This window comes from Novosphingobium piscinae (assembly GCF_014230355.1).
GTDB lineage: Bacteria > Pseudomonadota > Alphaproteobacteria > Sphingomonadales > Sphingomonadaceae > Novosphingobium > Novosphingobium piscinae.
Genome location: NZ_JACLAX010000001.1, coordinates 279,080 through 299,812 on the forward strand (window position 1 = coordinate 279,080; position 20,733 = coordinate 299,812).

A 20,733-nucleotide genomic window follows, 5' to 3' on the forward strand; every position below is an offset into this window, starting at 1 on the left:
CCCGGTCAGTGATTGTCGCGCGGCAGACCCATGGTCTGCGCGATGCGCTGGTACTTCTCGGTCCCTTCGAGGATCGCCCCGCTTGCCAGTTGGCCGATGCGCGAGCGGTGGATGTCCTGCCACGGGGTCTGCGAAGGGGGATAGGGATAGCCGCCAGCCGCCTCGAGCGCGGCCCGGCGCGCGGCCAGCTCCTCGTCCGGGATCAGCACGTTGGCCGTGCCGCGGCGCAGGTCGATGCGCACCCGGTCGCCGGTCTGCAGCAGCGCCAGCCCGCCCATCGCCGCGGCCTCGGGGCTGGCATTGAGGATCGATGGGCTGCCGCTGGTCCCCGACTGGCGCCCGTCGCCGATGCAGGGCAGCGCCGAGACGCCGGCCGTGATCAGGTGGGCGGGCGGACGCATGTTGACCACCTCGGCCGCGCCGGGATAGCCGATCGGGCCTGCCCCACGCATGAACAGCAGCGATTCTGCGGTGATGCCGGTGGCCGGATCGTCGATCCGCGCATGATAGTCCTCTGGTCCGTCGAACACGACCGCGGGGCCTTCGAAGGCGTCTGGATCATCGGGATTCGACAGGTAGCGCTGGCGGAACTCGTCGCTGATCACGCTGGTCTTCATGATCGCCGCGTCGAACAGGTTGCCCGAGAGCACGAGGAACCCGGCATCGGTCTTGAGCGGCCGATCGAACGGACGGATCACCGCCTCGTCCTCGATCGCGACGCCGCGGCAGTTCTCGCCGATGGTCCGGCCATTCACAGTCATGGCCTGCTCGGCAATCAGTCCCTGGTCGATCAACTGGCCGACCACCGCCGGCACACCGCCCGCCCGATAGTAGTCCTCGCCGAGGTATTCGCCGGCCGGCTGAAGGTTGACCAGCAACGGCACCTTGTGGCCAAGCCGCTGCCAGTCGGTGAGCGGCAGGTCGACCCCGATATGGCGGGCGATCGCCGCGAGATGGATCGGCGCATTGGTCGATCCGCCAATCGCGCTGTTGACCACGATGGCATTGTGGAACGCCTCGAGCGTGAGGATGTCCGACGGCTTGAGGTCCTCGCGGACCATGTCGACGATCCGTTTGCCGGTGCGCCAGGCGCATTCCTGGCGATCGCGGTAGGGCGCCGGGATCGCGGCCGAGCCGGGCAGCATCATGCCCAGCGCCTCGGCCAGGCTGTTCATCGTGGTCGCCGTGCCCATGGTGTTGCAATAGCCGGTCGAGGGCGCCGAGCTGGCGACCAGCTTGATGAAGCCCTCCTCGTCGAGCTCGCCCTTGGCCAGCATCTGCCGGCCCTTCCACACGATCGTGCCCGAGCCGGTCCGCTCGCCCTTGAACCAGCCATTGAGCATCGGCCCGACCGACAGCGCGATGGCGGGGATGTTCACGGTCGCCGCCGCCATCAGCAGGGCGGGGGTGGTCTTGTCGCAACCGGTGGTCAGCACCACGCCGTCGATCGGATAGCCGTAGAGCGCCTCGACCAGACCGATGTAGGCCAGGTTGCGGTCGAGGCCGGCGGTCGGCCGCTTGCCCGTTTCCTGGATCGGGTGGACCGGGATCTCCAGCGCGATGCCACCTGCCTCGCGAATTCCTTCGCGCACGCGTTCGGCCAGGACCAGATGATGCCGGTTGCACGGCGAAAGGTCACTGCCGGTCTGCGCGATCCCGATGATCGGCCGCCCCGAGCGGAGCTCCTCGAGGCTCAGCCCGTAGTTGAGGTAGCGCTCGAGATAGAGCGAGGTCATGTCGATGTTGTCGGGATTGTCGAACCAGGCACGCGAGCGCAGTTTGACAGGGGGGCGGGCGGAGGAACGGTCGGTCATGGCGGCTTTCGGCAGATGGAACAGGACTGAGGCTCAACGCGGCCGCGGGGCCGTGCTCATGCGGTAGATCATGACGTGGCGATAGGTCTGACCAGGATCGACCCTGGCCGAGATGAATCCCGGCTGATTGGGCGAATCCGGGAACTTCTGGGGCTCGAGCGCGAGACCGTCGCCCATCCGGTAGAGCCGGCCGGACTTGCCGGGAACCGTGCCGTCGAGGAAGTTCCCGGTGTAGAGCTGTACGCCCGGTTCGGTGCTGAGCACGTCGAGGACGCGGCCCGATTCCGGGTCCTCGAGCCGGGCAACCAGCCCGGGCTGGGCAGTGAGGCCTTTGTCGATCACGAAGTTGTGGTCATATCCGCGGCCGAACAGGATCTGCTGGTCGCTCGCATCGCGGAGGCCATCGGCAATCCGGCGGGGCTCGCGGAAGTCGAAGACCGAACCGGCAACCGGGCGCAGCTCGCCGGTGGGGATAAGCCGGGCGTCGACCGGCGTGTAACGCGCGGCCGGGATAGTCAGCCGATGGCCCATCGCGCCGACTGGCGCGCCGTCACCAGCCAGGTTGAAGAGGGCGTGGTTGGTCAGGTTCACCACGGTGGACTTGTCGGTTGTCGCCTCGAAGGTGATCGTCAAACCACCCTGGTCGTCGAGCGCATAGGTCACCGCGACCCGCAGCGTGCCGGGAAACCCTTCTTCACCGTCGGCGCTGACATAGCTCAGCCTGACGCTGGCGACCGGACCAGACCGTACCGCCACCACTTGCCAGTTGCGCTTGTCGAACCCCTTCACTCCGCCGTGCAGACTGTTGGTCTTGTCGTTGAGCGGCAGCTGGAAGGTTTGCCCATCGAGCGTAAAGCGCCCCCCGGCGATGCGGTTGGCATAGCGCCCGACGGTGACTCCGAAGAAGCTCGGGTGGGCCTCGTAGGCCTGCACGGTATCGTAGCCGAGCAGGACGTCGGCGAGCTTGCCGTCGCGGTCCGGCGCGATCAGCGATTGCAGCGTGGCGCCATAGCTCAGCACCTTGGCCGACACGCCGTTTGCAGCGGTCAACGTGATCACCTGCGCTGTGCTGCCATCGGCGAGCTGGCCGGCGTTGTCCTGCCGGGCCTCGGCGGCCTGCACGGACGCAGGGGCCTGGACCACGCCCGCCAGCAGGGGAAACAAGGCGCCGGCGCGCCGGATCGGCCATCCTGCAAAGCCCATGTTCTGATCCTCTCGTGGCCCGTGGTCGATCGCGGCCGGCCCATTGACGCGGCTCGGACCCGGATATAGTCCGACAAATCGAAAACGCGCAAGCCGGTAAGCTTGCCGCCCGATGCGCAACCAGCGAGAGGAATTCGAGACGATGCCACCACTGGGCTCACCCCAGCCGGGCGCCACGGTTCAGCCGACTTCCGACCCCGAAGCCGGCCCAAGCTACGGTTCGGCGTTGTCGCTGCTCGCCAGCCTGTTTTTCATGTGGGGCTTCATCACGGTGATCAACAACACGTTGCTGCCGCACCTGCGCAGCGTGTTCGACCTCAACTATACACAGACAACACTGATCGAGTCGGTCTGGTTCATTGCCTACTTCGTCGCGTCGATCCCGTCGGCAAAGCTGATCGAGACGATCGGCTACCAGAAGTCGTTGGTGATCGGGCTGCTGGTCATGGCGGCGGGCGCGCTGGGCATGATGCTGGCGGCATCCATCCCCTCCTACGGGGTGACCTTGGCCATGCTGTTTGTCATCGCCAGCGGCATCACGCTGCTGCAGGTGGCGGCCAATCCCTACGTCGCGGTGGTGGGCAGGCCGGAAACCGCCTCATCGCGGCTCAACCTGGTCCAGGCGATGAACTCGGCCGGAACCATGCTGGCGCCGATGTTCGGAGCCTATCTGATCCTCGGGCGCTCGAAGGGCGGTACCGCCACCGCCGACGTGGTCCTGACCCCGGCCGAGCGGCTCGCCGACGCGCAGTCTGTGATCCTGCCCTATGGCCTGGTCGCCGGCGTGCTGGTGATCCTTGCCGTGGTGATCGCACGCTATCCCTTGCCCGCTATGGGCAATGCCACCCGCCGGCTTAGCCCGGAAGCGCGCCGCCACCTGTCCTTGTGGAAACACCGCAACCTGGTCTTCGGGATCCCAGCGATCTTCATTTACCTGATCGCCGAGATCGGGGTGGCGAACCTGTTCGTGAACTTCGTCAGCCAGCCCGACATTGCCAACCTCACCCATGAGCAGGCGGGGCAATACCTGACCTTCCTGTGGGGCGGGATGATGATCGGGCGCTTTGCCGGGTCGGCGATCATGCAGAAGGTCGATGCGGGACTGGTTCTGGCCGTCTTTTCGGTCGGTGCTTTCGTGGTCATGCTGGTGACGGTTTTCACCACCGGTCCCGCGGCGATGTGGGCGCTGATTCTGGTCGGCCTGTTCCACTCGATCATGTTCCCGACGATCTTCACCCTTGGCATCCGTGGGCTGGGCCCGCTGACCGAGGAGGGCTCGGGCCTGCTGATCATGGCGATCGCGGGCGGGGCCCTGGTGGTGGTGCAAGGCTGGCTGGCCGATGCCTATGGCCTGCAAAACTCGTTCCTGCTGACCGCCGCCTGCGAGTTGTATGTGTTGTTCTATGCCTTGTGGGGATCGCGGCCAACCCAACAGGCCGGCTAACTGAAGCACCTGTCCGACCCGATACCTCGCTGGGGCGGTTGCGCTCTGCTGGCTCCAATAATATGTCAGGGTTTATCCAGGAGACCCCCGATGACTGAATTCCGCTCCGTGGTCGCCGCCACGGGTGAGCCAAACGGCCCGGCCCTTGCGGTCCATGGCCCCCCCGACGTTGCCGCCGCCTGCGCAGCTGCTGCCGCGGCGTTCGATACCTACCGGGCGACCTCCCGCGCGGCGCGCGCCGCCTTTCTCGAGGGGATCGCCGCCGAGATTCTGGCGATCGGCGATCCGCTGATCGAGGCCGCCATGCAGGAGAGCGGTCTGCCCCGCGTGCGGCTCGAGGGGGAGCGCGGCCGGACCGTTGGCCAGCTGCGAATGTTCGCCGATGTGGTCCGCGCCGGTGCGTGGCAGCAGTTGCGGATCGATCCCGCGCTGCCCGAGCGCCAGCCCCTGCCCCGTCCCGACCTGCGGCTGCGGATGATCCCGGTTGGCCCGGTCGCGGTTTTCGGCGCATCGAACTTCCCGCTCGCCTTCTCGACCGCTGGCGGTGACACCGCCGCTGCACTTGCCGCCGGCTGCCCGGTGGTGGTCAAGGGCCACCCCGCCCATCCCCGCACCGGCGAACTGGTGGCCGGTGCGATTGCCCGCGCCGTCGCGGCTCATGGTCTGCCGGCCGGGGTGTTCGGCCATCTCGTCGGTCCGTCGAACGAACTCGGCGCGGCGCTGGTGCAAGACCCGCGGATCGCCGCCGTCGGCTTCACCGGCTCGCGCGCAGGCGGGCTTGCGCTGCTCCGCCTCGCCCAGCAGCGCCCGGTGCCGATCCCGGTCTATGCCGAAATGGCCAGCATCAACCCCGTGCTGCTCCTGCCTGCCGCGCTGGCTGCGCGCGGCGCCGCGCTCGGCACGGCCTTCGCTGGCTCGCTGACCATGGGTGCGGGCCAGTTCTGCACCAATCCGGGCCTGGTCCTGGCCATCGACGGAGCGGGGCTCGACGCCTTCCTGGTTGCCGCGAGCGAGGCGGTGCGCAGCGCGCCTGCCCAGACCATGCTGACCGGCGGAATCGCCGACGCCTATGCTCGCGGTGTGGCCACGCTCGAGGCCCTGCCCGGGGTCGAGACCCTGGCCACGGGTGCCCAGGGGGAGGCCAGGCAGGGCCATGCCGCGCTGTTCCGCACCGCCGCCACCACCTTCCTGGCCGAGCAGGCGCTGGGCCATGAGGTGTTCGGCGCGTCCTCGGTGATCGTGGTGTGCGCTGACGAGGCCGAGCTGCGCGCCGTCCTCGATAGCCTCGAAGGCCAGCTCACAGCGACGCTGCATATGGAGGCGTCGGATGAGGCCCTTGCCGTCCGGTTGCTGCCGCTGCTGGAGCGCAAGGCCGGCCGCATTCTTGCCAATGGCTGGCCCACCGGGGTCGAGGTCTGTCACGCGATGGTGCACGGCGGCCCCTTCCCAGCCACCTCCGATCCTCGCACGACCTCGGTAGGCAGTCTGGCGATCGACCGCTTCCTCCGCCCGGTGAGCTACCAGAACCTCAGTGCCGCAGTGCTGCCGCCGGAACTGCGCGACGAGGCGCGCGGTGATGGGGCGCCGCGCCTGATCGACGGCCAGCCGGCCCACTGAGCGGCCAGGAAGGACCAGCATCATGTCGCTCCGCCTATTGCAACGCCGTGCCGGGGACGGGACGCGGTCGGTCGTCCTTGCCGACGGGGAAGCGGCGCATGTCCTGGGCGGGGTTTCCAGCGTGCGCGAGCTGGCAGGCGCGGCCATCGCCGCGGGAACGTCGCTGGCGGCGGCGGCCCGGGCCTGTCCGGCCGGCGCTGCCGTCGATCTGGCCGGGGAACTGGCGGCCGGCCGGCTGCTCGCCCCGATTGACCATGCCGATCCCGCCCATCTGCTGCTGACCGGGACCGGGCTGACCCACCTCGGCTCGGCGGAGGGGCGTGACCAGATGCACCGCGAGGCGGCGGCGGCCGCGCACCAGACCGATTCGATGCGGATGTTCCTGGAGGGACTGGCCGGAGGCAAGCCGGCAGCGGGTGCGGTCGGCCAGCAACCCGAATGGTTCTACAAGGGCGACGGCAGCCAGCTGGTCGCGCCCGGCGAGCCGCTCGAGATGCCGGCCTTCGCCGCGGACGGTGGCGAGGAGCCCGAGCTGGCCGGGATCTACCTGATCGGGCCGGACGGGACCCCGTTCCGCCTCGGCTTCGCTCTGGCCAACGAGTTCTCGGACCACGTGACCGAGCGCCACAACTATCTGTGGCTGGCCCACTCCAAACTGCGTCAGGCCGCGCTCGGCCCGGAACTGCTGATCGACGCGCTGCCCGACGACCTGTGTGGGACCAGCCGGATCCTGCGCGATGGCGCGGTGATCTGGGAGAAACCGTTCCTCACCGGTGAGGCCAACATGAGCCACACGATCGCCAATCTTGAGCACCACCATTTCAAGTACGACCTGTTCCGGCGCCCCGGCGACGTGCATGTCCACTTCTTCGGCACGGCCACCCTGTCGTTCACCGATGGTGTGCGCACCGCGGTCGGCGACGTGTTCGAGCTGACCGTACCGCCTTTTGCCCTGCCCTGCCGCAATCCGCTGCGCCGCGCCGCTGGCGATGCGGCGCGGGCCGTGACGGTCAAGGCGCTCTAGCCGTGGCGACGATCCGTCTCGCGGTGATCGGCCTCGGCAAGATCGCCCGCGACCAGCACCTGCCCGCGATCGCCGGTGACGAGGGCTTTGTCCTGGCCGCGACGGTCAGCCCGGACAATGCCGGCGTGACGGGCGTGCCGCACTTCGCCAGCCTGGACAACCTGTTCGCGGCCGGTCCCGCGATCGACGCGGTGGCGCTCTGCACCCCGCCGCAGGTGCGTTTCGACCTCGCCCGCGCGGCGCTGGATCGCGGCCTCCATGTCCTGCTCGAGAAGCCCCCGGGCGCGACCCTGGGCGAGGTTGCCGCGCTGGTCGCCGCGGCCGAGGCCAGCGGCTCGAGCCTGTTTACGGCCTGGCATTCGCGCTACGCCGCGGGGGTCGAACCGGCCCGGGCGTGGCTGGCCGCACGGCGGATCGACCGGGTCCGCATCGTCTGGCGCGAGGACGTGCGGGTCTGGCACCCCGGGCAGGACTGGATCTGGCAGCCCGGCGGGCTCGGCGTGTTCGATCCGGGGATCAATGCCCTGTCGATTGTCACCCGGATCCTGCCCCGGCCGCTGCTGCTCCAGGACGCCCTGCTCTCGTTCCCCGCCAACCGCGCCGCGCCGATCGCGGCCGAGCTGACCCTGCAGGACACGGCCGGCACACCGGTCGTCATGGACCTCGATTTCCGTCAGACCGGTCCGCAGAGCTGGGACATTGTGGTCGAGACCGACTCCGGCACCCTGACCCTGTCGAGCGGCGGCGCGGTTCTCGCCCTGCCGGGGCAGAGCCGCCACGATGCCGATCGCGAATATCCCGCGCTTTATCGCCATTTCGCCGAGTTGATCGCGGCAGGCCGCAGCGATGTCGACGTGGCGCCGCTGCGGCTGGTTGCCGATGCCTTCCTGTGCGGCCGGCGGGTCGAGGTGGCGCCGTTCGTGGACTGATCTGCGGCCGGGCCCTGGTGAATCACCCCTCGAGCGGGCCGAGCAGGCGGGACCGGAGCCGCCCGAACCTATCCCGCAAGGCCGGGCTGAAGCGGACGGTGGGCACGGCGATGCTGAGCGCGCCGGCCAGCTGGCCATCGATGTGCACCGCGCAGCCAAGGCTCGAGATGCCCGCTAGGCTCTCCTCGTGCGCCTCGGCCAGCCCGCTCGCTCGCACGCGCGCCAGTTCAGTGCGCAGGGCGGCCTCGTCGATCAGGGTCTGCGCGGTCAGGGCGGCGCGCTCGGCCTCGGCAAAGTACCGGATCAGCTGGTCTTCCGCCAGGGCGGCGAGGATGGCCTTGCCTGCGGCCAGCACGTGCAGGGGGCGCCGTTCGCCGATGGCAATCGCGTAGCGCAGCGGGTGATCGCTGGTTTCGGTGACCAGCGCCTCGGCCGACCAGTCGGCCTGGACCATGAACGAGGTGGTCTCGTTGAGCTCGGCGCACATCGCCCGCACCAGCGGGGTGACCCGGTCAGCCAGGGTCAGCGCGCTCGGCGGCAGCCGCAAACGGTCGAGCCCCGGTCCGGGCCGATAGGTCCGGCCTGCGCGGACCAGATAGCCGCGCTCGCACAGGGTGCGGAGCAGGTAGCTCGCGCTGCTTTCCGGCATGCTCAGTGTCGCCGCGATCTCGTGCGCCTGCGCGCCGTCTGCCCGCGCGACGACCAACTCGATGACATCAAGCGTGCGCAGCGCCGACTTTACCGGGGCGGAGGTGGCTCGGTCCATCGGGTCAAGCTCGCGGCGGCGGCAAGCGGCAAGGCCGGAGAATTTGCTCTGGCTTGATCATCTGTCTTCATATAGACGAAGTTTTCATGAGTGTGAATTTTGATTCTCCCTCTCCTCTCCCCCTGGCGATCCTGCCGGGGTTGATCTGCGATGCCCGACTGTTCGCGGACCAGCTCACCGCGTTTCGCGGCGCCATGGTGATCGGCGAGTACTACGCCGGTGCGCGCTCGCTGGAGGCGATGGCCGCCTATGCGCTTGCGCGGCTGCCGGACCGGTTCAGCCTGCTGGGCCATTCGATGGGTGCGCGGGTTGCCCTGGAGGTGCTCAGGATCGCGCCACAGCGCGTCGCGCGGCTAGCTCTCGCCAGCACCGGCGTTCACCCGGTGCGGCCGGGCGAAGCGGAAGCGCGCGGCGCCCTGCTGGGTCTCGGCCGGACCCAGGGCATGGCCGCGCTGGTCGCCGAATGGCTCCCGCCGATGATCGGTCCCGCCGGGGTGAACGACGCGGCCCTGGTCGCCAGGCTGACTGCCATGGCCGAGGAGGCCGGGATTGACACGTTCGAAGCCCAGGTCGAGGCGCTGCTGGCGCGCCGCGAGGTCACCGCGCTTCTGCCAACCATCGCCTGTCCCACCCTGGTGATCACCGGGAACGAGGACCGCTGGTCGCCGCCCGAGCAGCACCGCGCCATCGCCGCAGCCATTCCCGGGGCAAGCCTGACCATCGTCCCCGACGCCGGCCATATGCTGCCCGCCGAGGCCCCCACTGCCTTCAACGCCGCCCTCCAGGCCTGGCTGGACCAGCCTGATGCCCCATTGTGAACCGGAGACCTAGATGACCCAGTCCCTCGCGCAGAAGCTTGCCGCCCTGCCCAACGTCGTCGATTTCCTGCGCAACCAGCAGGTCGGCCCCAATGTCTATCCCGGCGTGCCGGCCGAGTACACCAACTGGCGTGACGAGCAGCGGGCCTGGGCCGAGACGGCGATCCTGTTCAACCAGAGCTTCCACATGGTCGACCTGCTGGTGACCGGCCCGGATGCCTTCGCCATGCTTGCCTGGCTTGCGCCCAACAGCTTCAAGGGCTTTGTTCCCAATCGCGCCAAGCAGTTCGCTCCGGTGACCCCCGAGGGCTATGTGATCGGCGATGTGATCCTGTTCTACCTGGCCGAGAACACCTTCGAACTGGTCGGCCGCGCGCCGGTGATCGAATGGGTCGAGTACTGGGCCTCGACCGGGCGCTGGAACGTCACCGTGGAGCGCGACGAGCGCACCGCCGCGCGCCCGCTCGAGCAGCAGGGGTTCCGCCGCAACTACCGCTTCCAGCTGCAGGGTCCGAATGCGATGGCCGTGCTGGGCCAGGCGATGGGCGAGACCCCGCCCGATCTCAAGTTCTTCCACATGACCACGCTGACCATTGCGGGGGTGGAGGTGCGCGCTTTGCGGCACGGCATGGCCGGGCAGCCCGGCTACGAGCTGTTCGGGCCGTGGCGCGACTATGACGCCGTGCGCAACGCGCTGATTGCGGCCGGGCAGGACTTCGGCCTCAAGCTCAGCGGCGGCCGTACCTACAGCTCGAACACGCTCGAGTCGGGATGGATTCCCTCGCCGCTGCCGGCCGTCTACACCGGCGAGGGCACCCGCGCCTTCCGCGAGTGGCTTCCCGCCAACAGCTACGCCGGGATGTGCTCGGTCGGAGGCAGTTTCGTCTCGGAGCGGATCGAGGACTATTACCTCACCCCCTGGGATCTCGGCTACGGCATCATGGTCAAGTTCGACCATGACTTCGTCGGCCGCGAGGCGCTCGAGGCGATGAAGGATCGGCCCCACCGCCGCAAGGTGACCCTGGCGCTCGACAATGCCGACGTGGTCCGCGTCATGAGCTCGATGCTGCAGAGCGGCGAGAAGGCCAAGTTCCTCGAGTTCCCGAGCTCGGTCTATGCCATGCACCCTTATGACGCGGTGCTGAAGGACGGTACGACGGTCGGGCTTTCCACCTGGATCGGCTATACGGTGAACGCCGGCCGCTTCCTCGCCCTGGCCATGGTCGACGAGGCCGTGGCCACTCCGGGCACCGAGGTCACCCTGCTGTGGGGCGAGCCCGATGGCGGCACCAGCAAGCCCACGGTCGAGCGGCACGTCCAGACCGAGATCAAGGCCGTGGTCTCGCCGGTGCCCTACTCCGAGGTCGCCCGCGACACCTATGCCAGTGGGTGGCGCAACCGCACCGCCTGAGTCGCGGCGGGCAATCCGGAGCGGAAAAGCCGGGGGCACGGGGCTGGCAAGAGCGGGGCAATGGGCTAGACCCGGCGCATGACCCGTCTGCTGTCCTTCGCCCCCACGCTACGCGGCCTCCCCGCCCTGCTCCGCTTCCTTGTGTTGGCCGCAGGCTGGGCTGCCGCGACCGCCGTGGTGGCCAAGGCCGCGCCCGCTCCGGTCCCCGCGATTTCGGCCGAGCGCCTCTCCGCCGACGTCCGCACGCTCGCCTCCGACAGTTTCGGCGGCCGCGCCCCGGGCACTCCGGGCGAGACCGTGACGGTCGACTGGCTGGTCGCCCAACTCAAGGCGATCGGCCTCAAGCCGGGCGGGCCGAATGGAGCCTGGATCCAGCCGGTGCCGCTGGTGCGTACCCAGCTCGGCACGGCCCCGGTGACCCTGCAGGGGGCCGGACAGGCCATCGCGCTGACCCAGGGCACCGACGTCTATCTCACCACGGTCCGCCCGGTCGACCGGATCAGCCTGGCCGGGGCACCGCTGGTCTTCGTCGGCTACGGCATCGACGCGCCCGAGCGCGGATGGGACGATTTCAAGGGCCACGACCTCAAGGGCAAGGTCGCGGTGTTCCTGATCAACGATCCCGATTTCGAGGCGCCGGCCGGCGAACCGGTGGCGGGGACCTTCGGTGGCCGGCGAATGACCTACTATGGCCGCTGGACCTACAAGTTCGAAGAGGCCGCCCGGCGCGGCGCGGTGGCCGCGCTGATCGTCCACGACACCCCTGGCGCCGGCTACGGCTGGTCGACCGTCATCGCCGGTGGGGGCGAGAACTACGACATTGCCGAGGCGCCCTACCGCGTCGCGCTGCAGGGCTGGATCGAGGGCGCCGCGGCGCAGCGGCTGTTCGCTGCGGCCGGGCTTGATCTTGCCGCCCAGCGGATTGCCGCCCGCTCACCCGGGTTTCGCCCGGTCGAACTGGGCCTGACGCTGGCAGCTGACCTGCCGGTGACCCACAGCGCGCTGATGAGTCGCAATGTGCTGGCCAAGCTCGCCGGGACGCGGCGGCCGCGCGAAGTGGTGATCTATGGCGCGCACTGGGACGCCTATGGCCAGGGCAGTCCCGATGCCCAGGGGCGCACGGTGCGGCCCGGGGCCAACGACGATGCGCTGGGCGTGGCCGGCCTGCTCGAACTGGCCCGCGCCTTCCGCCGCGCCCCGGCGCCGCAGCGCAGCCTGGTCTTCGCCTTCTGGACCGGGGAAGAGCGCGGGCTGCTGGGTTCGCAGACCTATGCCGCGCGGCCGCTCTACCGGCCGGCTGACACGGTGGCCAATATCACGCTCGACATTCTCCAGACCGGCGGCCCGGCGCGCGACGTGCTGCTGGTCGGTCAGGGGCAGAACAGCCTCGAGGACGATCTCGTCCGCGCCGCGGCCGAACAGGGCCGCACCGTGACGCCCGAGGCGCTCCCCGAGCGTGGCCTGTTCTACCGGGCCGATCACTTCCCATTGGCCAAGCGCGGCATCCCGACGCTGCTGCTGATGGCGATCAGCGGCGCGCCCGACCTGGTCCGGGGCGGGCGCGAGGCCGGGCAGGCCTGGCTCGACGGCTATATGCGCTGCTACCATCAGACCTGCGATGCGTGGAGCCCCGATCTCGACTTCACCGGGGCTGCGCAGGATGTCGCCCTGGCCTGGCGGGTCGGCCGCGACCTGGCCAATTCCGCGCGCTGGCCGCAGTGGCGCGCCGGCTCGGAGTTCCGCCAGGTCCGCGCCGCCGACGGGCGCTAGCCGCGCGCCGGGCTGTCCAGCCATGTCCCATGGGGGTGATCGATGCGTGCCGTTCCGTTGCTGAAAGGCCCGGCCGTGCTGGCCTGCCTGCTCCTCTCCGCAGCGGGAGCCGGCCATGCCCAGCCCGCCGCATCCGCCACCTCCGGGCCGGTGACCCCCGGGATCGCCGGGGTGGTCAACGCTGGCACCCCGATCGAGGTGTTGGGCGAGGGTTTCGACGGAACCGAGGGGCCGCTCGGCCTGCCCGATGGTGCGGTGCTGTTCACCGAAACCCGCGCCAACCGGATTGTCAGGATCGCCCCCGATGGCAGCCTGTCGGTCTATCTCGAGCAGACCGAGGGCGCCAATGCCCTGGCGTTGGGGGCCAAGGGCGAACTGTTCGCGGTGCTCACCGCGCCGGCCGCGATCGCCCAGCTCCAGCCGGTACGCAAGGTGCTGGCCAGCGGGTTTGCGGGCAAGCCGTTCGGACGGACCAACGACCTCGTCCGCAGCCGCAGCGGGCAGATCTACTTCACCGATCCCGGCGCCACCCCCGTTCCCGGGGCGGCTACCCCTGCCTCGCCGCCGGCCACCGGGCTCTACTGGCTCGACCGGGGCGGCCAGCTCCACCTGGTGGCCAGTGACATCGCCCGCCCGAACGGCGTGGCGCTGAGCCCCGACGAGCGGACCCTCTACGTCGCGAACACCGCTGGCGCGGCGGTGCTGGCCTTTGCGGTCCAGTCCGATGGCCGTCTGACCGGGCGGCGTGATTTCGCCCGGCTGGCCGGCTTCCGTACCGGTCCGACCGGGCCGGGCAGCGGCGCCGACGGGATCGCGGTCGATCGGGCCGGCCGGGTCTTTGTTGCCAGCAATGGCGGGATCGAGGTGTTCTCGGCCAAGGGGGTCGCCCTGGGGGTGATCGCCCTGCCCAAGCAGCCGCAGAACCTCGCCTTCGGCGGCAAGGACCGCGCCCAGCTCTATGTCGTCGGGCGCGGCTCGGCCTATCGCATCGCCACGCTGACCCGCGGCGTCGATCGCCCCGGGAAGTAGGGCGCCCTGCCTCGCCGTCAGGCCGCTCGCGCGCCGCGGTCACACCATCGTGGCGTAGAAGGTCTGTTCCAGCGGGAGCATGGCCGCGCCAATCGCGCAAGCATCGTAGGTGGTTTGCGAGGCGATGATCCGCGGCAGCGGACGCGGCATCTCGCGCCGGGCATCATCGAACAGCTCCAGCGCCGGCAGCAGCTTGTCGGCCAGGGCGCGCGGCAGGCGTCCACCGAAAACGATCGCCTCGGGATCGACCAGCGCAGCGATGGCCGAGGCGATCAGCGAGAACTGGTCGCGGCTCTGGGTGATCCATTCATCGACCCCGGGCCACTCGGGATCGAAGGCGGCGAGCATCGGCGAGACGCCGCCGGTCTCGATTCCCTCCTTGCGGAGGCACTGCACGAGGGTTTCGAGCGTCGGGATCTGGAAGTTGCGCCAGGGCAGCATCCGGCCGATTTCGCCACTGTTGCCGTGCGAGCCGCGCAGCAGGCGGTTGTTGATGATGATTCCCCCGCCCAGCCCCGCAGCCACGTAGATGTAGACGAAGTTGGCATAGACCCGTCCGGCACCGAGAAAGCTCTCGCCCACCGCCGCGGCGTTGCCGTCGCTCTCCACCCAGCAGGGCATGCCAAGTTCGTCGGCGAACAGCTCGTCGATCGGCACCATCGCGAACTCGTCGAGCGCCCGGGGCGGATTGAACCGCGCCTTGCCGTCGAGGCAGGGGCCGAGGATCCCGATCCCCGCGCCAAGCAGGCGGTCGCGCGCCAGCGGGGTTGCCGCGAAGAACCGCTCGCGGATCTCGCGCAGCCGGGCGAACACCGCCTTGCGGCTCATCACCGGCATGGCGAGGTACTCGTGCCCGACCACGTTGCCGGCGAAGTCCATCAGCGCCACCGACAGCGCGTCGGTCATCAGCGCGATGCCCAGCGAATAGGCGAACTGCGGCGCGATCGTGATCTCGATCGTGGGCTGGCCGCGGCGGCCGCTGCTGCGCTTGTTGCCGAGCGCGAGCGCGCCGCGGCCGAGCAGGTCGTTGACCAGCCGGGACACCGTCTGCTGCGACAGCCCGGTCGAACGCACGATCTCGGGCTGCGTGCACTCCCCGGCGCGCAGCACGGTGCTGAGGATGCGGACCTCGCTTTCGGTCGGCGGCGACCGGGTGGCCAAGGGGATTTGCACGGTCGACATCGCGCTGGAATGACCAATTTGGCGATGTGGGGCAAGCGGTTCCGCTCATGGCCCCAGAGTGATCGCGGGGTCGGGCCGCTCGCCCTGGGTGCTAGTAGCCCACCGCGTAGCCCATGCGCCCGGGTTCCCCGCCGGCCATTTCCACGGCACCTTCTCGATCAACAAGGACGAACCCGGAGCCCTCAGGATCGAGGACTGCATGCCGGCCGAGGTCAGCGCAACGCCGACCGCCGCGCTCAGCCGTCGCGCGCGCGGCGGCCCAGTGCGGGATCGTCGGTAAAGAAGGCGTCGAGCCCGGTGGCAAGATAGCGCCGGATCTCCGCAATACTGCCCGCCTCGTTGCGCGCGGCCGGCCCGGCAGAGTCCCGGAAGTCGGCGGCAAGGTAGCGGTTTTCGGGCCGGAAGGTCCAGGTTCCGACCAGCAGGCCGGCAGCGTGCGCCGCCTCGACCAGCCCGCTCGGCTGCGCCAGCCGGTCGTCCGCGCCCAGCGGGATCAGCACGCGGGTCGAGGGAGCGACATAGTCGGCATAGCGCGCGATCGCGGCGAGGCCGGCAGGCGTCAGCATGTCGGCATAGGTCCGCCGTTCGCCTGCCGCGCGCCAGTCCGCCGGGCTATCGGAGGGATCGTCGATCAGCTGCATCAGGCGCATCGTCGGGAAGGACGCCGCATCGCGCCGCAGCGTCTCGAGCGGGGCCACCTCGAACGACTGGACGATCAGCGGCGCCCGGCGCAGGTAGGCGTGCTCTGCCAGCGCGGCCTTCAACCGGGGCACCAGCGGCAGGCCGATCGCGGCGAAATAGGTGGGATGCTTGAGCTCGGGGATCAGGCCGATGGTGCGCCCCCGCGCCGCTGCCTCGGCCGCCACGAAAGCCACGATCTCGGCGAAGGTGCAGAGGGTGAAGCGGTTGTCGAAGCCATGGCTTTCCGGGCGCATCCCGGCCAGCCGTTCGCGCGCGCGCAGCCGGCGCAGCTCGGCCAGGGTGAAGTCCTCGGTGAACCAGCCCTCCTGGGTCACCCCGTCGATCGTCCGGGTGGTCCGCCGGGTGGCGAAGGCGGGATGGTCGGCGACGTCGGTGGTTTCGGCGATGTTGTTCTCGTGCCGGGCGATCAGCACACCGTCGCGGGTCGCGACCAGATCGGGCTCGATAAAGTCGGCGCCGTCGGCGATCGCCCTGGCATAGGCGGCAAGGGTGTGCTCGGGCCGCAGCGCGGAACAGCCGCGATGGGCCAGCAGCAACGGCCGTGCCGGCCGGACCAGTGCCCCGCTGGCGCGGCCCATCGGCACGGCGGTTCCGACCGGGACGGCCCGGCCGCGGCGCGGTTTGCCCGATCCCAGCGGCAGGGCCGCCCCGGCAGCCAGGAGCGAGCGGCGCGAAAGCGCGGTGTCGGACGGGGTGGGCATGGGCAGGACGCCATCCTCGCTGCGCGTGGTCTGAGCCGCCTTCACCTGCGCCATGCCACGCGCCGAGGCAAGCCGCGATTCCGGCACACCACCCGGCTTTACGGCGCTTATCATTTCGACTATCGCCGAATCATGGAAATGAAATCGGCTGTCGCGGCCCTGGCCGCCCTGGCGCACGAGGGCCGGCTCAACGCCTTCCGCCTGCTGGTGCGCGCCGGTCGGCCCGGCCTGCCCGCCGGCGAACTGGCGCGGCGACTGAACGTGCCGCCCAATACGCTGTCGGGCAACCTCACCATTCTCAGCCATGCCGGGCTGGTCGAGGGCCGGCGCGCGGGCAAGTCGGTGATCTATTCGGCGCGCTACGGCGACATGACCCGGCTGCTCCAGTTCCTGATGGAGGACTGCTGCGCGGGCAGCTCGGACATCTGCGCCCCGCTCAGGGACGTCGCCCTGGCCTGCGCCTGCGAGGAGACGGAACCGTCATGATGGAAAACCCCGGCGTGCTGGTGCTCTGCACCGGCAATTCGGCCCGCTCGATCCTGGGCGAAGCCATGCTCGCCCGGCTCGGCGCGGGGCGGCTGCGCGCCTACAGCGCCGGCAGCCAGCCCAAGGGCGTACCCCATCCGGGCGCGCTGCGGCTGCTCGCCCGGCGCGGGATTGCAACCGGGGGCTTCCGCTCCAAGAGCTGGAACGAATTTACCGGGCCGGGCGCACCACGGATCGACATCGCGATCACCGTCTGCGGCAATGCCGCGCAGGAGGCCTGCCCGGTGTTCATGGGGGCGCCGGTCAAGGGCCACTGGGGCCTGCCCGATCCGGCCGACGTGACGGGCGACGAGGCGGCGGTCGACGCCGCCTTCGAGGCCACCTGGCAGGCGCTGTCGCTGCGCGTCCACGCCCTGCTCGCGGTGCCGTTCGAAACCATGCCGACCGGCGAGCTGGTCGATCTGCTGGCCGAGATCGGCCGGATGGACGGCGCCGCGTGAACCGTGACCTCTGGGCCGAGGCAATCGGCAGCTTCTTCCTGTTCTGCACGGTGATCGGCTCGGGAATCATGGCCGAGCAGCTGGCGGGCGGCAATGTTGCCGTCGCCTTGCTCGGCAATACCGCCGCCACCGGGGCCATGCTGTTCGTGCTGATCGCGATGCTCGGGCCGCTGTCGGGTGCCCATTTCAACCCGGCGGTCACGCTGGTTTTCCGCCTCCGCGGTGACCTCTCGACCGGGGCCGCGCTGCGCCTGGTCGCCGGCCAGCTGCTGGGCGGCATCCCCGGAGTCTGGGCGGCGCACCTGATGTTCGCCGAGCCGCTGCTCCAACTGTCGAGCAAGGTCCGCACCGGGCCGGGGCAGTGGGCGGGCGAGTTCATCGCCACCTTCGGACTGGTCTTCGTGATCCTCGGCACGCTGCGCCACCGGCCGCACGCGGTGCCCGCCAGCGTGGCGCTCTATATCGTCGCGGCCTACTGGTTCACGTCCTCGACCAGCTTCGCCAACCCGGCAATCACCCTGGCCCGCGCCCTGTCCGACACGTTCGCCGGGATCGCCCCGGCCGCCGTGCCCGCCTTCATCGCCGCCCAGCTGGCCGGGGCGCTGGCCGCGTTGCTGGCCGGCCAGGCCATCTTCCCTCCCGAGGAGCCCACCGCGTGACCCCCGATATCGTCATCTACCACAACCCCGACTGCGGCACCTCGCGCAATGCCCTGGCGATGATCCGCAATGCCGGGATCGAGCCGCATGTGATCGAATACCTCAAGACCCCGCCGTCGCGCGCCATGCTGGACAGCCTGATCGCGCGCGCCGGCCTGACCCCGCGCGACCTGCTGCGCGAAAAGGGCACGCCTTATGCCGAGCTCGGTCTGGGTGATCCCGCTCTGGATGACGATGCGCTGGTCGCCGCGATGCTGGCCCATCCGATCCTGATCAACCGGCCGCTGGTGGTCTCGCCGCTGGGGGTCCGGCTGTGCCGCCCCTCGGAGGCGGTGCTCGACCTCCTGCCGCGGGCCCAGCAGGGCGCTTTCGCCAAGGAGGACGGCGAACTGGTGGTCGATGCCGCCGGGAACCGTCTCGCGTGAGCCCGCCCGCCGGCACGCGCCTGCGGCATCTGCCCGATCCCGACCATCTGCCGGCGCTGCGCCCGGACTATGCCCATGCCCGGCCCGCGCTCGGCCTCGGCGCGGGCGATCCGCCGCCGCGCATCCTGCTGCTCTACGGCTCGCTGCGTGAACGCTCGTTCTCGCGTCTCGCGGTGGAGGAGGCGGCGCGGCTGCTGCAGTGGTTCGGCTGCGAGACCCGGATCTTCGATCCCGCCGACCTGCCCCTGCCCGATCAGGTGGCGGGCGACGATCATCCCGCCGTCCACGAGCTGCGCGAACACTCGCTGTGGTCCGAGGGACAGGTGTGGTGCAGCCCGGAACGCCACGGCCAGATCACCGGAATCATGAAGACCCAGATCGATCACCTGCCGCTCGCCTTCCGCGGCATGCGCCCTACCCAGGGCCGCACGCTGGCGGTGATGCAGGTCTGCGCCGGATCGCAATCGTTCAACTCGGTCAACACACTGCGTGTCCTGGGCCGCTGGATGCGGATGTTCACGATCCCCAACCAGTCGAGCGTGGCCAAGGCCTACGACGAGTTCGACGCCGCCGGACGGATGAAGCCCTCGGCCTACTACGACCGGATTGTCGACGTGATGGAGGAACTGGTCCGCTTCACCGTGCTGCTGCGCCCGCACGCGGCGCAGCTGGTGGATCGCTATTCCGAACGCGTCGAGGCGGACCGACCTGTTCACGCGGCGGCGCCGATCCTCGATTCGCTCTGATCCGGCAGGCGGGGTCCGGCGCGACTGATCGCGGCCGGCAGCGCAAGCGCCGCGTGGCGCCTGGTCATCTGCCGCACAGGGTCTTCGTGATTCGGCGCATTGCCGGGCGGGATGGCGCCCTGCAGGGCTGGGGCCCGCAAAACCGCCCGGATACCGCCCGACCATGCCCGACCGCCGCGCCATCCTTTCTGCCTCGGCCGCCCTGCTCGCCGCCCCGGGGCTGACCCGCCCGGCGCGCGGTGCGCCCGCGCTGGGCGGCGGCGTGCCCGATGTGGCGGTGATCGGTGCCGGGGTGTTCGGCGCCTTCACCGCGCTGACCCTGCGCGAGCGCGGCCACCGCGTGCTCAGCCTCGATCAGTACGGCCCGGCCTCGCCGCGCGCCTCCTCGGCGGGCGAAACCCGCTCGATCCGCTCGGGCTACGGCGCCCAGGCCTTCTACGCAGCGTGGTCGGCCAGAGCGCTGGCGCTGTGGCGCAAGCGCGAGGCCGAGTTCGGGCGCAGGCTGCTCTATCCCTCGGCGCGGATCGAGCTGACCGACCACTGGACCGAGGGGATGCTTGCCCAGCGACGCATCTTCGATGCGCTCAAGCTGCCCTACGAGATCGCCCCGCGCGACGACCTGCGGCGCCGCTTCCCGCAAATGAACTTCGACGACATCGACTTCGCCTTCGTCGAGACCGGGGCCAGTTCGGTGCTGGTCAAGGCGCGCGACGCGGTGCTGGCGGCGATGGAGCAGTTCACCCGCAAGGGCGGGACGCAGCGACTCGCGCGGGCCGTGCCTGGCGAGCGCCGCGGCCGGCGGCTGCTGACCCTGGCGCTTGACGGCGGCGAGAGCGTGGCGGCCGGCAGCTTCGTCTTCGCGGTCGGTCCCTGGGCGGGCAAGCTGATGCCAGGGCTCGCCCGCCCGCGGATCAACGTCTATCGTAGCGAATACCTCTACTATGGCACCCCGGCCGGGGATCCGCGGTTCGCCTGGCCCAACCAACCGCTGTGGCACGATCATGTCCGCGGCGGCTGGGGGTTCGGCAGCATCGAGCGCGGGCTGAAGTACTCGGTCGCCCCCGGACCCCGCCTGGCGATGGACCCGGACAGCGCCGAGCGCCTCCCGCGCGAAGCGCTGATCCAGGCCAGCCGGGCCTATATCGCCGCGCGGTTTCCTGCGCTGGCGGGTGCCCCGATCCTCGAAAGCCGGGTCTGCCAGGTCGATGATGCGGCGACGACGAACTTCCTGATCGACCGGCATCCCGACTTCGACAACGTCTTCCTCGCCTTCGCCGGCGGCGGGCACGGCTTCAAGCATGGCCCGATGGTCGGTGACTATGTCGCGGATCTGGTTACCGGCCGGTCGCCCGATGCCGAGGCGCAGCGCCTGTTCGCGCTGGCCGCGCATCCTCCCGCCGCCGGATGAGCCGCGGGAGCACCGCGCTGTAGCCCCGTCATCCCGATCCTGCCCATTTAACGCCCCATTTAACGCATTGTCGGGCGGGCCTGCAGCGCCCATACCCGA

The 20,733-nt window shown here is 70.0% G+C and carries 19 protein-coding genes; 14 read left to right on the forward strand and 5 right to left on the reverse strand.

Annotated elements, in window-relative coordinates; all coding sequences use genetic code 11:
* Positions 1-5: 5 nt before the first annotated feature.
* Together H7F53_RS01195 and H7F53_RS01200 are read right to left on the reverse strand one after the other, a co-directional pair.
* Positions 6-1,814 (reverse strand): IlvD/Edd family dehydratase, encoded by a 1,809-nt coding sequence (locus H7F53_RS01195; protein WP_185677635.1) that lies wholly within the window; start codon positions 1,812-1,814, stop codon positions 6-8.
* Between the two features lie 33 nt (positions 1,815-1,847).
* A complete protein-coding gene (locus tag H7F53_RS01200; protein WP_185677636.1) occupies positions 1,848-3,017 on the reverse strand; it encodes an aldose epimerase family protein in 1,170 nt (389 codons plus the stop codon).
* Positions 3,018-3,159: 142 nt separating this feature from the next.
* On the opposite strand from H7F53_RS01200, the gene H7F53_RS01205 reads away from it, so the two are divergent.
* From H7F53_RS01205 to H7F53_RS01220, 4 genes are all read left to right on the forward strand, one after another.
* Positions 3,160-4,461: a sugar MFS transporter gene (locus tag H7F53_RS01205; protein ID WP_185677812.1), complete on the forward strand. Its 1,302-nt coding sequence runs from the start codon at positions 3,160-3,162 to the stop codon at positions 4,459-4,461.
* Positions 4,462-4,551: 90 nt separating this feature from the next.
* A complete protein-coding gene (locus H7F53_RS01210; protein ID WP_185677637.1) occupies positions 4,552-6,078 on the forward strand; it encodes an aldehyde dehydrogenase (NADP(+)) in 1,527 nt (508 codons plus the stop codon).
* Positions 6,079-6,100: 22 nt separating this feature from the next.
* Entirely contained in the window at positions 6,101-7,102 is a 1,002-nt protein-coding gene (araD1, locus tag H7F53_RS01215) for an AraD1 family protein (protein ID WP_185677638.1), read from the forward strand.
* A 2-nt stretch (positions 7,103-7,104) separates the two neighbouring features.
* On the forward strand, positions 7,105-8,031 hold the full coding sequence (locus H7F53_RS01220) for a Gfo/Idh/MocA family oxidoreductase (protein WP_185677639.1): 927 nt from the start codon (positions 7,105-7,107) through the stop codon (positions 8,029-8,031).
* A 22-nt stretch (positions 8,032-8,053) separates the two neighbouring features.
* Here the strand turns inward: H7F53_RS01220 and H7F53_RS01225 are convergent, their stop codons facing one another.
* Complete coding sequence (locus H7F53_RS01225; RefSeq protein WP_185677640.1) at positions 8,054-8,797, reverse strand: IclR family transcriptional regulator; 744 nt, start codon at positions 8,795-8,797, stop codon at positions 8,054-8,056.
* Between the two features lie 86 nt (positions 8,798-8,883).
* On the opposite strand from H7F53_RS01225, the gene H7F53_RS01230 reads away from it, so the two are divergent.
* The 4 genes from H7F53_RS01230 (at position 8,884) to H7F53_RS01245 (ending at position 13,825) form a co-directional block, all read left to right on the forward strand.
* Positions 8,884-9,615, forward strand: coding sequence for an alpha/beta fold hydrolase (locus tag H7F53_RS01230; protein WP_185677641.1), 732 nt, complete (start codon positions 8,884-8,886; stop codon positions 9,613-9,615).
* Positions 9,616-9,628: 13 nt separating this feature from the next.
* A complete protein-coding gene (gene desA / locus H7F53_RS01235; protein WP_185677642.1) occupies positions 9,629-11,026 on the forward strand; it encodes a syringate O-demethylase in 1,398 nt (465 codons plus the stop codon).
* Between the two features lie 78 nt (positions 11,027-11,104).
* Positions 11,105-12,796: a M20/M25/M40 family metallo-hydrolase gene (locus tag H7F53_RS01240; protein ID WP_185677643.1), complete on the forward strand. Its 1,692-nt coding sequence runs from the start codon at positions 11,105-11,107 to the stop codon at positions 12,794-12,796.
* A 42-nt stretch (positions 12,797-12,838) separates the two neighbouring features.
* Complete coding sequence (locus tag H7F53_RS01245; protein ID WP_185677644.1) at positions 12,839-13,825, forward strand: SMP-30/gluconolactonase/LRE family protein; 987 nt, start codon at positions 12,839-12,841, stop codon at positions 13,823-13,825.
* A 39-nt stretch (positions 13,826-13,864) separates the two neighbouring features.
* Here the strand turns inward: H7F53_RS01245 and H7F53_RS01250 are convergent, their stop codons facing one another.
* Positions 13,865-15,007 carry an ROK family transcriptional regulator gene (locus tag H7F53_RS01250; RefSeq protein ID WP_185677645.1) on the reverse strand — a complete coding sequence of 381 codons (1,143 nt, stop codon included), beginning with the start codon at positions 15,005-15,007 and terminating at the stop codon, positions 13,865-13,867.
* A 236-nt stretch (positions 15,008-15,243) separates the two neighbouring features.
* Positions 15,244-16,410: a glycerophosphodiester phosphodiesterase family protein gene (locus H7F53_RS01255; protein ID WP_185677813.1), complete on the reverse strand. Its 1,167-nt coding sequence runs from the start codon at positions 16,408-16,410 to the stop codon at positions 15,244-15,246.
* A gap of 132 nt (positions 16,411-16,542) precedes the next feature.
* Between H7F53_RS01255 and H7F53_RS01260 the strand changes: the two genes are divergently transcribed.
* The 6 genes from H7F53_RS01260 (at position 16,543) to H7F53_RS01285 (ending at position 20,634) form a co-directional block, all read left to right on the forward strand.
* Complete coding sequence (locus H7F53_RS01260; RefSeq protein WP_185677646.1) at positions 16,543-16,896, forward strand: ArsR/SmtB family transcription factor; 354 nt, start codon at positions 16,543-16,545, stop codon at positions 16,894-16,896.
* On the forward strand, positions 16,893-17,396 hold the full coding sequence (locus H7F53_RS01265) for an arsenate reductase ArsC (RefSeq protein ID WP_185677647.1): 504 nt from the start codon (positions 16,893-16,895) through the stop codon (positions 17,394-17,396). The genes H7F53_RS01260 and H7F53_RS01265 overlap by 4 nt, the downstream gene beginning before the upstream one ends.
* Positions 17,393-18,055: an aquaporin gene (locus H7F53_RS01270; RefSeq protein WP_185677648.1), complete on the forward strand. Its 663-nt coding sequence runs from the start codon at positions 17,393-17,395 to the stop codon at positions 18,053-18,055. The genes H7F53_RS01265 and H7F53_RS01270 overlap by 4 nt, the downstream gene beginning before the upstream one ends.
* Entirely contained in the window at positions 18,052-18,480 is a 429-nt protein-coding gene (arsC, locus tag H7F53_RS01275; RefSeq protein ID WP_185677649.1) for an arsenate reductase (glutaredoxin), read from the forward strand. The genes H7F53_RS01270 and arsC overlap by 4 nt, the downstream gene beginning before the upstream one ends.
* Complete coding sequence (gene arsH / locus H7F53_RS01280) at positions 18,477-19,226, forward strand: arsenical resistance protein ArsH (protein ID WP_343061842.1); 750 nt, start codon at positions 18,477-18,479, stop codon at positions 19,224-19,226. The genes arsC and arsH overlap by 4 nt, the downstream gene beginning before the upstream one ends.
* Before the next feature lie 163 nt (positions 19,227-19,389).
* On the forward strand, positions 19,390-20,634 hold the full coding sequence (locus tag H7F53_RS01285) for an NAD(P)/FAD-dependent oxidoreductase (RefSeq protein ID WP_185677650.1): 1,245 nt from the start codon (positions 19,390-19,392) through the stop codon (positions 20,632-20,634).
* The last annotated feature ends 99 nt before the right edge of the window (positions 20,635-20,733 follow it).